Source organism: Actinomadura rugatobispora, assembly GCF_055379765.1.
This window is the reverse complement of sequence record NZ_AP029191.1, coordinates 11,298,680-11,310,910: the sequence shown is the minus strand read 5'-3', so window position 1 is coordinate 11,310,910 and position 12,231 is coordinate 11,298,680. Positions and strand designations below refer to the sequence as shown.

Annotated in this window: 13 protein-coding genes; 12 read left to right on the top strand and 1 reads right to left on the bottom strand. The window is 75.2% G+C overall.

Annotated elements, in window-relative coordinates:
• Positions 1 to 80 precede the first annotated feature (80 nt).
• From ACZ466_RS50695 to ACZ466_RS50665, 7 genes are all read left to right on the top strand, one after another.
• Positions 81 to 749, top strand: coding sequence for a helix-turn-helix domain-containing protein (locus ACZ466_RS50695; protein ID WP_378281155.1), 669 nt, complete (start codon positions 81 to 83; stop codon positions 747 to 749).
• 102 nt (positions 750 to 851) lie between these two features.
• Positions 852 to 2,069 (top strand): NAD(P)/FAD-dependent oxidoreductase, encoded by a 1,218-nt coding sequence (locus ACZ466_RS50690; RefSeq protein ID WP_378281154.1) that lies wholly within the window; start codon positions 852 to 854, stop codon positions 2,067 to 2,069.
• Entirely contained in the window at positions 2,066 to 2,383 is a 318-nt protein-coding gene (locus ACZ466_RS50685) for a (2Fe-2S)-binding protein (RefSeq protein WP_378281153.1), read from the top strand. The genes ACZ466_RS50690 and ACZ466_RS50685 overlap by 4 nt, the downstream gene beginning before the upstream one ends.
• Positions 2,380 to 3,861 (top strand): FAD/NAD(P)-dependent oxidoreductase, encoded by a 1,482-nt coding sequence (locus ACZ466_RS50680; RefSeq protein ID WP_464042188.1) that lies wholly within the window; start codon positions 2,380 to 2,382, stop codon positions 3,859 to 3,861. Before ACZ466_RS50685 ends, ACZ466_RS50680 begins: the two co-directional genes overlap by 4 nt.
• Entirely contained in the window at positions 3,858 to 4,787 is a 930-nt protein-coding gene (locus ACZ466_RS50675; protein WP_378281151.1) for a dihydrodipicolinate synthase family protein, read from the top strand. The genes ACZ466_RS50680 and ACZ466_RS50675 overlap by 4 nt, the downstream gene beginning before the upstream one ends.
• A complete protein-coding gene (locus ACZ466_RS50670) occupies positions 4,787 to 5,788 on the top strand; it encodes a proline racemase family protein (RefSeq protein ID WP_378281150.1) in 1,002 nt (333 codons plus the stop codon). Before ACZ466_RS50675 ends, ACZ466_RS50670 begins: the two co-directional genes overlap by 1 nt.
• Before the next feature lie 63 nt (positions 5,789 to 5,851).
• Positions 5,852 to 7,273, top strand: coding sequence for an aldehyde dehydrogenase (NADP(+)) (locus tag ACZ466_RS50665; protein WP_464042185.1), 1,422 nt, complete (start codon positions 5,852 to 5,854; stop codon positions 7,271 to 7,273).
• Positions 7,274 to 7,315: 42 nt separating this feature from the next.
• Here the strand turns inward: ACZ466_RS50665 and ACZ466_RS50660 are convergent, their stop codons facing one another.
• Positions 7,316 to 8,146, bottom strand: coding sequence for a helix-turn-helix transcriptional regulator (locus ACZ466_RS50660; protein WP_378281148.1), 831 nt, complete (start codon positions 8,144 to 8,146; stop codon positions 7,316 to 7,318).
• 132 nt (positions 8,147 to 8,278) lie between these two features.
• Between ACZ466_RS50660 and ACZ466_RS50655 the strand changes: the two genes are divergently transcribed.
• The 5 genes from ACZ466_RS50655 (at position 8,279) to ACZ466_RS50635 (ending at position 12,226) form a co-directional block, all read left to right on the top strand.
• Positions 8,279 to 9,265: an aldo/keto reductase gene (locus ACZ466_RS50655; RefSeq protein WP_378281147.1), complete on the top strand. Its 987-nt coding sequence runs from the start codon at positions 8,279 to 8,281 to the stop codon at positions 9,263 to 9,265.
• 70 nt (positions 9,266 to 9,335) lie between these two features.
• Complete coding sequence (locus ACZ466_RS50650; RefSeq protein WP_378281146.1) at positions 9,336 to 9,623, top strand: hypothetical protein; 288 nt, start codon at positions 9,336 to 9,338, stop codon at positions 9,621 to 9,623.
• Positions 9,620 to 10,222: a hypothetical protein gene (locus ACZ466_RS50645; RefSeq protein WP_378281145.1), complete on the top strand. Its 603-nt coding sequence runs from the start codon at positions 9,620 to 9,622 to the stop codon at positions 10,220 to 10,222. The genes ACZ466_RS50650 and ACZ466_RS50645 overlap by 4 nt, the downstream gene beginning before the upstream one ends.
• A 99-nt stretch (positions 10,223 to 10,321) precedes the next feature.
• Positions 10,322 to 11,443 carry a DUF6777 domain-containing protein gene (locus ACZ466_RS50640; protein WP_378281144.1) on the top strand — a complete coding sequence of 374 codons (1,122 nt, stop codon included), beginning with the start codon at positions 10,322 to 10,324 and terminating at the stop codon, positions 11,441 to 11,443.
• A gap of 108 nt (positions 11,444 to 11,551) precedes the next feature.
• Positions 11,552 to 12,226, top strand: coding sequence for a formylglycine-generating enzyme family protein (locus ACZ466_RS50635; protein WP_378281143.1), 675 nt, complete (start codon positions 11,552 to 11,554; stop codon positions 12,224 to 12,226).
• Positions 12,227 to 12,231: the final 5 nt, after the last annotated feature.

Sequence of the window (12,231 nt, the reverse complement as noted above, 5' to 3'; positions counted from 1 at the left end):
CTCGTTCGGTAAAGCGAACAACAGCGAACATTCTCGAGCGAGCCGTAGGGTGAACCCGTCGGTGAGAGCGCGGAGGGCGCATGACTGAGGTCGGCGGCGGAGAGGGCGGCGGCACAGAGGCGGGCGCGGAGATCGCGACCGGCGCACCGGTCCCGTCCGTGCGCGACATGCTGGCCGCCAACCTGCGGCGCGCGCGGACCGAGCTGGGCCTGTCGCTGTCCGAGCTGTCCCGCCGCTCCAAGATCGGCAAGGCGACGCTGTCCCAGCTGGAGGCGGGTGCGGGCAACCCCACCATCGAGACGGTGTTCAGCCTGTCGCGCGCGCTGGAGGTGCCCATCTCCGACCTGCTGGACCACCGCCGCCCCGCCGGGCTGACCGTGGTGCGGGCGGCCGAGGTGGAGGTGCTGCGCGGTGAGGGCGTCGACCTGCGCCCGCTGCGCGGCATCGAGGCCGGCGACGGGATCGTCGACGTGTACGACCAGCGGGTCAGGGCCGGCTCCCGGCAGGACTCGCTGGGCCATGTCGGGATCGAGCACACGATCGTGCAGGCCGGGCGGCTGGGCGTTCGGGTGGACGACCGGGAGGTCGAGCTCGGCCCCGGCGACTACGTCGGCTTCGACGCCCGGCTGCCGCACGGCTACACCGCTCTGGAGGGGGCGGTCCGCTCGGTCCTGCTCCTGCAGTACCGTGCTGACCAGCGGCTTCACTCCTCGACCAGGCATCCTGCCTGCCTGACCGCCACGTCCTGAACGCCCGCCGCGGGGTGCCGGACCGGTCGCGTTGACAGGGCGCGGGACGTGCGCCTACCCTCGGCATCGTTCGCTTTAACGAACGATTTCGGGAGGCTTTCCGTGCGCGCGACGCGGGTCGTGGTGCTGGGCGCCGGGATCGTCGGCGCGGCCTGCGCCCGCGAGCTGGCGCTGGCCGGATGCGCCGTCACCGTCCTCGAGCGGGGCGGCCCGGCGGCGGCGACCACCGCGCACGGCGAGGGCAACGTCCTGGTCTCCGACAAGGGGCCGGGCCCGGAGCTGGAGCTGGCCCGGCTGTCGCGCCGCCTGTGGCCCGAGGTGCTCGCCGAGACGTCCGACCTGTCCGGCGCATCCGGCGCGCCCGAGGCGGCGCGGGCGGCCGAGTGGGACCCCAAGGGCGGCATCGTCGTCGCCACCACCGAGGACGGCGCCCGCGAGCTGGAGCGCTTCGCCGCCTCCCAGCGCGAGGCGGGCGTGCGGGCCGAGCCCCTGGACGCCGCCGCGCTGGCCGAGGCCGAGCCGCACCTGACCCGCGACGTCACCGCCGCCGTCGCCTACCCCGAGGACGCCCAGGTCCAGCCCACCGGCGCGGCGACCGTGCTGCTGGCGGACGCGCTGCGCGCCGGGGCCGTCCTCCGCACCGGCTGCGAGGTCCTGTCCGCCGTCGCGCGCGGCGGCCGGATCACCGGCGTGCGCACCTCGCTGGGCCTGGTCGAGGGCGAGGCGTTCGTCGACGCGGCGGGCCCGTGGGCCGGGGAGCTGTCGGCCCGCCTCGGCGCCCCCGTCGCGGTGCGGCCCCGGCGCGGCGAGGTGCTGGTCACCGCGCCGATGCCGCCGACGGTGTTCCACAAGGTCTACGACGCCGACTACGTGGGCGCGGTCGGCAGCGGCGCCGGCGACCTGCAGGCCTCGGCGGTGGTGGAGTCCGCCCGCGCCGGGACGATCCTGCTCGGCTCTTCCCGCCGCCGCGTCGGCTTCGACGACCGGCTGCGCCCCGAGGTCCTGTCGGTGGTCGCGCGCAAGGCGCTGCGGCTGTTCCCCGGGCTGTCGGGCGTGCCGGTCATGCGCGCCTACGGCGGCTTCCGCCCGTACGTCGACGACCACCTGCCCGTGATCGGCGCCGATCCGCGGCTGCCCGGCCTGTGGCACGCCACCGGTCACGAGGGCGCCGGGATCGGCCTGTCGGTGGGCACCGGGCGGCTGCTGGCCGACCTGTTTCTCGGCCGCGCCCCGGCGATGGATCCCGGGCCGTTCCGCGTCGACCGTCCCGCCGTCCTGGCCGCGAGCGGGCCCCGCGTGCCCGAAGGAGAGATCGGATGAGCCCCCGGCTGGTACGCGCCGAAGACGACGCCGTGGGACGCGGCGACACCCCCCTTCGCGTCACGGTCGACGGCCGTCCCGTGGACGGCGTGGAGGGCCAGACCATCGCCGGGGTCCTCCTGGCGGCGGGCCGCCGCTCCTGGCGGGAGGGGCCGTCGGGCACGCCGCGCGGGGTGTTCTGCGGCATCGGCGTGTGCTTCGACTGCCTGGTCACCGTGAACGGGCGGCGCGACGTGCGCGCCTGCCGCCGCCGCGCCCGCGACGGCGACGAGATCACCACCCAGACCCGCGCCGAACCGGGGGAGGGTCGATGACCAGGCACGTCGCCGTGATCGGGGCGGGGCCCGCCGGTCTGGCCGCAGCCGCCGCGGCCCTGCGCGCGGGTGCGCGGGTCACGCTGGTCGACGCGGCCGAGCAGCCCGGCGGCCAGTACCACCGGATGCTGCCGGACGCGTTCGGGGCCCGCCGCCCCGAACGGCTCCACCACGGCTGGCGCGAGTTCGACCGGCTGCGCCGCCACGTGCTCGGCCATCCGCGCTGCGCGTGGTGGGCGGAGACCGCGGTATGGGCGCTGGAACGGTCCGAGCCCGGCGCCGCCGAGGCGCCGCGCGTGCACGCCCTGCGCGGCCCGGCCGACGGCGACGGGCGCGAACGGCTCGTCCTGGCCCCCGACGCCCTGGTCCTGGGCCCCGGCGCGCACGACAGGGTGCTGCCGTTCCCCGGCTGGGAGCTGCCCGGCGTGTTCACCGCCGGAGCCGCCCAGGCCCTGGCCAAGGGCGAGCGGATCGCCGTCGGCGACCGGGTCGTGATCTCCGGTTCCGGGCCCTTCCTGCTGCCCGTGGCCGCCTCGCTGCTGGAGACCGGATCGCGCGTCCTGCAGGTGCTGGAGGCCAGCCCGGCGCCGACCGTCCTGCGCGGCTGGGCGCGGCGCCCCTGGGAGCTGGCCTCCCAGGGCGGGAAGGCGGCCGAGCTCGCCGAGTACACCGGCCTGCTCGCCCGGCACCGCGTCCCGTACCGGACGGGCCGCGCCGTCGTCGAGGCCAGGGGCGACGGCCGCGTCGAGGAGGTGGTCACCGCACGGCTGCGCGCCGACTGGTCGGTGGTCCCCGGCACCGAGCGGACCGTCCCGGCCGACGCCCTCTGCGTCTCCCACGGCTTCTCGCCCCAGCTCGAGCTGCCCGTCGCCGCGGGCTGCGCGCTGACCGAGGGCCCGGCCGCCGGCCGGTTCGTCCGGGTCGACGACGACCAGCTCACCAGCGTCCCCCGGGTGTACGCGGCGGGCGAGATCACCGGCATCGCCGGGGCACCGGCCGCCCGCGCCGAGGGCCTGCTGGCCGGATGGCTCGCCGCCGGCGGCACGCCCGCCGCTCCCGAGAGCCACCGCGCCCGCCGCCGCCGCGACCAGGGCCGCGCCTTCGCCGCACGCCTCGCCGCCGCCCACCCGATCGGCGACGCCTGGCCCGGTTGGCTGCGCGCCGACACGGTCGTGTGCCGGTGCGAGGAGACCTCCTACGGCGCCCTCCGCGACGCGGCGGGACAGCCCGCCGGAAGCGCGGCCCGCACGGTCAAGCTCGGCACCCGGGCCGGTCTCGGCCCCTGCCAGGCGCGGGTGTGCGGGCCCACCGTCGCCGAGCTTCTGGCCCGCCTGGGCGCCGGCGCCACCGGCGGCCCCGCCGCCGGGCTGGCCCCCGCGAACCCCCACCACCGGCCCGTCGCCCAGCCGATCCGGCTCGGCGAGCTTGCGGCCCCCGCCACCGTCCCCGACGAGCAACAGGAAGAGAGCGCAGAATGAGCGGCGACAAGAAGGCCGGCGGCCTCGGCGGCGTCATCGTGGCCACCGCCCTGCCCTACCGCGAGGACGCCTCCGCCCCCGCCGGGCTCGCGGTCGACTACGACCGGTACGCCGAGCACTGCCGCTGGCTCGTCGACAACGGCTGCCGCGGCGTCGGCCCCAACGGCTCCCTCGGCGAGTACTCCTCCCTCACCGACGAGGAGCGCCGCCGGGTCGCCCGCACCGCGGTCGAGACCGTCGGAGCCGACGGCGTCGTGGTCGTCGGCGTGCACGGCCCCGGCTCCCACCAGGCCAAGCACTGGGCGGAGCTGGCCGCCGAGGACGGCGCGGACGGCGTGCTGTGCCTGCCGCCCACCATGTACCGGGCCAACCCCGGCGAGGTCATCGCCCACTACGAGGCGGTCGCCTCGGCCGGGCTGCCGGTCATGGTCTACAACAACCCGATCGACACCAAGGTCGACCTCACCCCCGGCCTGCTCGCCGAGATCGCGCAGATCGACGGCATCGTCGCGGTGAAGGAGTTCTCCGGCGACGTGCGGCGCGTCCTGGAGATCCGCGAGAAGGCCCCCGGCCTGGAGGTGGTGGCCGGCGCCGACGACGTGACCCTGGAGGCGCTGCTGATGGGCGCCACCGGCTGGTTCGCCGGATTCCCCAACGTCTTCCCGGCCGAGTCCGCCGAACTGTACGACCTGGCCGTCAAGGGCAGGCTGGAGGAGGCCAGGGCGCTGTACGAGCCGCTGGTGGCCGCGTTCCGCTGGGACTCGCGCACCGAGTTCGTCCAGGCCATCAAGCTCGGCATGGACCAGGTCGGCCGGTACGGCGGCCCCTGCCGCCCGCCCCGCGGCCCGCTCACCGCCGCCCACCGCGAGGGCGTCACCGCCGACATGGCCCGCGCGATCGAGGCCCTCCAGCGGCGGGCCGCCTGATGCGCTCGGCCCGTGCGATCAGCGCGGTCGACTCCCACACCGAGGGGATGCCGACCCGCGTGGTCACCGGCGGGGTGGCGGCGATCCCCGGCGCCACCGCGGCCGAGCGGCGGCGGTACGCGATGGAGCACCTGGACGGCCTGCGCCGCTTCCTGGTGGACGAGCCGCGCGGCCACGGCGCGATGAGCGGCGCGATCCTGCAGCCCCCGCTGCGCCCCGACGCCGACTGGGGCGTGCTCTACATCGAGGTCAGCGGGTTCCTGCCGATGTGCGGCCACGGCACGATCGGGGTCGCGACCGTCCTGGTGGAGACCGGGCTGGTCGAGGTCACCGAGCCGGAGACGCTCGTCCGGCTGGACACCCCCGCCGGCCTGGTGGAGGCCCGCGTGGCGGTGCGCGACGGGGTGGCCGAGAACGTCACCCTGCGCAACGTCCCCTCGTTCGCCGTCGAGCAGGACGCGGTGGTCGCCGTGCCCGGCCTCGGCGAGGTGCGCTACGACATGGCCTACGGCGGCAACTTCTACGCCGTCACCGAGCTGGAGCGGCTCGGGCTGCCGTTCGACCGGGCCCGCAAGGACGACATCCTGCGGGCGGGCCTGGACATCATGGCCGCGATCAACGAGCGGAACCGGCCGCGCCACCCCGAGGACCCGGGGATCGGCGGCTGCAAGCACGTGCAGTTCCTGGCGCCCGGATCGGACGCCCGGCACTCCCGCAACGCCATGGCGATCCACCCGGGCTGGTTCGACCGCTCGCCCTGCGGCACCGGCACGTCCGCGCGGATGGCGCAGCTGCACGCCCGCGGCGAGCTGCCGCTGCACACCGAGTTCGTGAACGAGTCGTTCATCGGCACCCGCTTCACCGGGCGGCTGGTCGGCACCACGACGGTCGGCGGGCTGCCCGCGGTGGTGCCCGAGTTCACCGGGCGCGCCTGGATCACGGGCACGGCGAACTACCTGCTCGACCCCGCCGACCCCTTCCCCGAGGGCTTCGTCCTGTGAGCTGGGTATCGTGGCACTGGTGATCATCAAGGCGGCGACCACGTTCGACGAAGGGAGCAATCCATGAGCGAGGCGGACGCGGCGGTGTCCGCCGCCGTCACGGCGGCGGAGGACTGGGCGGCGGCCCCGCCGCGGGACAGGGCCCGGGCGCTGAACGCGGTCGCGGACGCCCTGGAGGCGGCCCGCGCCGAACTGGTGGCGCTCGCCGACTCCGAGTCCCGCCTCGGGGAGACCCGGCTGAACGGCGAGCTGACCCGCACCACCTTCCAGCTGCGGCTGTTCGCCCGGCAGGTCGAGGAGGCCGGCTTCTACGACGCCCGCATCGACCGCCCCGACCCCGGCTGGCCCACCGGGCCGCGGCCCGACCTGCGGCGCTACCGCGCCGCGGTGGGGCCGGTGCTGGTGTTCGCGGCCAGCAACTTCCCGTTCGCCTTCAGTGTCGCGGGCGGTGACACGGCCTCGGCGCTGGCGGCCGGCTGCCCGGTCGTGCTGAAGGCCCACCCGGGCCACCCGCGGCTGTCGCGCCGCACCGGCGAGATCGTCGCCGGCGCGCTCAAGGACGCCGGCGCCCCGGACGGCACGTTCGGCCTCATCGAGGGCGAGCAGCAGGGCGTGGACGCGCTGCGCCACCCGGGGATCGCCGCCGCGGCCTTCACCGGTTCCGAGCGCGGCGGGCTGGCCCTGGCCAGGATCGCGGCGGAGCGCCCGACGCCGATCCCCTTCTACGGCGAGCTGGGCAGCACCAACCCGGTCGTGGTCACGGCCGGGGCCGCCAAGAGCCGCGGCGAGGAGATCGCCCAGGGCTACGTCGGATCGGTGACGCAGGGCGCGGGCCAGTTCTGCACGAACCCGGGGCTGCTGTTCGCGCCCGCCGGCGGCGGCATCGTCGACCGCGTCGCCGGGCTGCTGAAGGACGTCGCGGCGGCGCCGATGCTGAACGACCGGATCGAGTCGGGGTTCCTGGACGCCGCCGGGCGCCTGGCGGAGCGTCCCGGGGTCGACCGCGTGGTCTGGCCGGACGACACCGCCTCCGCCGCGCCCCGGCTGCTGACCATGGACCTGGCCGCGTTCGCCGCCGACGCCGAGGCCGCCGGGCAGGAGTGCTTCGGCCCGCTCGGCCTGGTGGTGACCTACGAGAGCCTGCGCGACGTGGCCGAGGTGATCGCCAAGCTCCCCGGCCAGCTCACCGCGTCCCTGCACGCCGAGCCGGAGGAGTCCGCCGAACTGGGCGCCCTGGCCGGGGTGCTGGCCGACCGCAGCGGCCGGGTCCTGTGGAACCAGTGGCCCACCGGGGTGTCGGTCACGCACGCGATGCAGCACGGCGGCCCGTTCCCGGCGACCACCACGCCGTCCACCACCTCGGTCGGCACGGCCGCGATCGAGCGGTTCCTGCGCCCCGTCACCTACCAGAACTGGCCGCAGGACCTGCTGCCCCCGCCGCTGCGCGACGACAACCCCTGGGACGTCCCGCAGCGGATCCACTGAACCGGCGCGGCGGGCGTCCCCGAGGAGGAGGGCGCCCTCCGCTCACCGGGCAGCCGGCACCTCGGCGAGCTTCTCCAGGGCGGTCTGGGACGCGCTGCCCTCCAGCGCCGTCAGCGTCACGAACTGGTGCTCCAGCGTGTTGGGGAGGACCATCCCGACGTAGTCCAGGGACAGCCGCCCCACGCGCGGGTGCCGGTACTCCTTGCGGCCCAGGCCCGGCCCCTTGACGTCCTGCCGCCGCCACCAGTCGCGGAACTGCGCGCTGCCCTCCGCCAGCTCACCGATCAGCGCCTCGTTCGCCGGGTCGCCGGGATCGATGCCGGTCGCGGTGCGCAGTTGCGCGATGCCGTGCCGGGCCACCTTCTCCCACTCCACGTAGAAGTCGCGGGCCCGCGGATCGCCGAAGACGTACCGGAGCATGTTGCGGCGCGGCGCGGGCAGCTCGGCCAGCTCGCACATCAGCGCCGCCGCCGTCGGGTTCCAGGCCAGCACGTCCAGCCTGCAGTTGAGCACGTACGCCGGGACGGGATCGATCGCCTCCAGCAGCCGCCGAACCCCGGCCTCAACCGGCCCGTCGGCCGGGAGACGCGCCGGCGACGGCGCCGAGCGCGCCAGCCGGTAGAGGTGGTCGCGCTCGTCGGCGTCCAGGCCCAGGGCGCGCGCGAGCCCCTCCAGCACCGAGGGGGAGGGGCGGATGCCGCGGCCCTGTTCGAGCCGCATGTAGTAGTCCGGGCTGATCCCGGCCAGCAAAGCCACCTCCGCGCGCCGCAGCCCCGGCGCCCGCCTGCGCCCGCCGCCGGGCAGGCCCACCGCCGTCGGCTTGATCCGGTCGCGCCGGGAGCGCAGGAAGTCGGCCAGTTCACGCGTCGCCATGATCCCAGTCTGCCGTGCCCTGCCTAGCCCTGCGGATCCTAGCCATCGGCGGCCCCTGTCCGGCCCGCGCGCTCCCGGGCAGGGTGGAGGCACACCGAGCAAGAGAACCCACAAGGGAGAGGTGACCTTTTCGTGCGCTATCGCAGTCTTGGAACGGACGGGCCGCGGGCGTCGGTCCTGGGTTTCGGCGCGATGACCCTGGCGCCCGGCATCTACGGGAGCGTGACCGGGGACGAGGCCGCCGCCACCCTCCTCGCGGCGGTGGACGCGGGCGTCACGTTCGTCGACACCGCCGACATCTACGGGGACGGCACCAGCGAGAGCCTGATCGGACGGGTGCTGGGCGGGCGCCGGGACGAGATCGTCCTGGCCACCAAGTTCGGCGGGGACGAGGACGGGAACGGGATGCTGGTCCCGGGGCTGGGCCGTCCCGAGTACGTCCGCCGCGCCCTGGAGGCCAGCCTGACCCGGCTCCGGACCGACCACGTCGACCTGTACTACCTGCACCGGCTCGACCCCACCACCCCGATCGAGGAGACCGCCGGGGCGCTCGCCGAGCTGGTGCGGGAGGGCAAGATCGGCGGGTACGGCCTGTCGGAGGTCTCGGCGGCCAGCCTCCGCCGGGCCCACGCCGTCCACCCCGTGCGAGCCCTGCAGACCGAGTACTCGCCGTTCCAGCGCGCCCCCGAGAAGGAGCTGCTGCCGGTCTGCGAGGAACTGGGCGTCGCGTTCGTCGCCTACAGCCCGCTCGGCCGGGGCATCCTCGGCGGCCGGGTCCGCGGGGCGGGCGACCTCGAAGGGACCGACTGGCGGCGCGGCAACCCGCGCTTCCAGGGCGGCAACCTGGCCCGCAACGTCGCGCTCGCCGACGCCGTCGCCGGGCTGGCCGCCGAGCACGGGGCCACGACCGCCCAGCTCGCCCTGGCATGGCTGATCGACCGCGGCACGTTCCCGATCCCCGGCACCCGCAGGGCCGCCAACGCCCGCTCCAACGCCGGGGCCGCCGACCTGACCCTGGACGCGTCGGTCTTCAGGCGCCTGGAGCAGCTCGTCCCGCCCGGCGCCGCCGCGGGTGCCCAGGCGAACGAGGCGTACCTGGCCAACATCGACGCCCCCTGACGCCCCGGCGGCGCGAGCGGGTGTCAAGGAAGTGTTGACATGGTGCTGGTGTCAAGGAATCCTTGACGTCATGATCCGTGACACCTCCCGCGCCCCCGTCCCCGGGCTGCTGGCCCTGACCCTCCTGACGCCGCTGGTGGGATTCCTGCTCGTGGCGCAGGCCATGTCCGGCAGTACCGTGCTGTGGGTCCTGTTCGTCGTCGTCGCGTTCGCGGTCTTCGTCGTGGGGGTGGCGACGGCGGCCGCCGCGGCGCGCCGTGCCGGGGGCGTGTCCGCCGCCGACTCCGCCCGCCTGGACGAGTTGGAGCCGCTCCCGCCCACCGCCGACGGCGGCGATGGCGACGTGGAGCGCCGGTGAGCGAGTCCCGTGGCCGCCTTCCCGAGGAGCGGGCGAGCGCCATCCGCGAGGCCGTCGCCGAGGCCGTGCTGACCGCGTCCGACCAGGGACGCGAGGGCCTCGACAGCGACCCGGACGCCCATCTGCTCATGGTCGCCGCGTCGAGCGTCGCCGCGGAGGAGACCAGCAGGCTGCTGCGCCAGTCGATCACCGGCGCCCGCACCGCCGGGCACAGCTGGGAGACCCTCGGACGGCTGCTCGGCATCAGCCGCCAGGCCGCCCAGCAGCGCTTCGGCACCCCGGCCGCCGGCCGCGACGGCTCCGCACCGGACGACGCCCCCGCCCGGAGGGTGCTCAAGCCGCTGAACGCCTTCAACGAGATGGACGCGCTGGCGAGGGAGGGCGCCCGCGGATGGCACGCCGTCGACTACGGCTACCTCTTCCACCTCGTCGAGGCGTCGGCCCACCGGTGGGAGCACCGGCGGCTGTGGTGGCCCTCGCGCCGCCGCAGGCGCCTCTTGGAGGAACAGGGCTGGGTTCTTGTCGTCCCCTCCGACTTCGACTCGCCCTGGGCCTACTACAAGCGCCGCCTGGACGAACCCGCCGAACTGCCGGACTGACCTGGAATTTGCCGGTATATGGGCTGCTGAATACGCACAAATCGGGCTGAGGCGACATCGAAACGGGTGTCCAGCAAGCCAGGCCCGAAGGGAATCACAGTGCCCACGGCCCGTCCTCGGAATGTCGCCCAGAAATTCGGTATCGGCTCGGCCGCCGCACTCGTCGCGGTCGGTGCGGTCGGCGTCGCCTGGAACGTCATGAGCGGGGACGCCAGCGCGGAGACCATCACCCGCATGACGGTGGGCACTCCCGGCTCCGACCCGTACACCCACGTTGCCGGCACCGACAAGAAGGCCGCCCCCGCACCCGGAAAACCCGCAGCCCCGCAGCCCCAGCCTCAAAGCCAGGGCCAGCCTCAGGGCCAGAGCCAGCCTCAGGGCCAGAGCCAGGGGCAGGGTGCCACCGGTTCCGACGGCGGATCCGGGCAGGCGGCCACATGCGATCCCGGCAAGCTGGCGAGATTCCTGAGCGCGAACCCCGACAAGGCACGGGCCTGGGCCGGCGCGCAGCACATCAAGCCGGGGGAGGTCCGCGGATTCCTTTCGGGCCTGACCCCGACCCACCTGCAGAGCGACACGCTGATCACCAACCACTCCTACAAGGACGGAAAGGACTCCGGCGGCCCGGCGGTCCTGCAGGCGGGAATGGGCGTGCTGGTCGACGGAAACGGAGCCCCGGTGGTGAAGTGCAACTGCGGCAATCCGCTGACGCCGCCGGACAAGGACGTCTCCACCAAGAACGCGATCTACACCGGCCCGACGTGGACCTGGTTCAGGAAGCAGAACGTGGCCAAGGCCGTGGTTCCCCGCGACCCGCACGACACGATGCAGGCGGACCCGCGCAAGCCCATATCGCCCGGGTACCCCGCGCCGCAGAACTCGGCGAAGCCCGGCCCGTCCGATCCGAACGGGGCCGTGCCCCGCACGTCCGTGGACCCGCACGGGCAGGTCGATCCCAACGCGCCGGCGGGGCCTATGCCCAATGGCGCCCAGCCGGGCGGAGAAACGCAGCCCGGCCCTGCCCAGCCGGGCAACGGCACCCAACCCGATGGCGGCGTCCAGCCGGGGGGCGGTGCTCAGCCGGTGGAGCCCGAGGCTCCGCGGCCCGCCCAGCCGGACACGTCCGCGCCGGCGCAACCGGCTCAGCCGGCTCCACCGGTGAATCCGGGCCCACCAGGGCAATCAGGTCAGGAGGGGAACGGGGGTGGTGCCGGAGGGTGACCCCGAATCGGTGATGGTTCGAAGGAGCGCGGAAGTCCCGGAGACGAGGTCTCCGGGACTTCCCGCGCGCACGGGGACAGGGAGGGACGCAGGTAGGATCGTCCGCCGATGGACGCGGACACGGGAATCGAGATGGTCGCCGTTCCGCCGGGGCGCGTGACGTTGTCGGACCGGCGGACGCGGACCAGCTGGCAGGTCGAGCTCGCGCCCTACCGGCTGGCCGCCGTCCCGGTCACCCAGGCCGGGTACGCGCGGGTCACCGGCCGGCGGCCGAGCGCCGCGCGGGGGGATCTGCTGCCGGTCGAGAGCGTCTCCTGGCTGGACGCCGTCCGGTTCTGCAACGACCTGTCCCGGCGCGAGGGGCTGGCGCCCGCGTACCGCCTGGGCGGCGGCGCCGAGGACGTCGAGTGGGACGCCTCCTCCGGCGGCTACCGGCTTCCGACCGAGGCCGAGTGGGAGCACGCCTGCCGTGCCGGTACGACCGGCGCCCGGTACGGGCCGCTGGACGAGATCGCCTGGCACCGCGGCAACTCCGGCGAGGCGATCCGGGACGTGGGAGGCAGGCGGCCCAACGCGTGGGGCCTGCACGACATGCTGGGCGACGTCTGGGAGTGGTGCTGGGACCTCTACGACGCCGAGGTCTACGGCTCCTACCGGGTGCTGCGCGGCGGCGGGTGGTTCGACGAGCACTGGAGCTGCCGGGCCTCGGTGCGCCGCCGCAGCCATCCCACGTTCCAGACCGACGACGTGGGCTTCCGCGTCGCACGCTCCGTCACCGGTTGACCAAC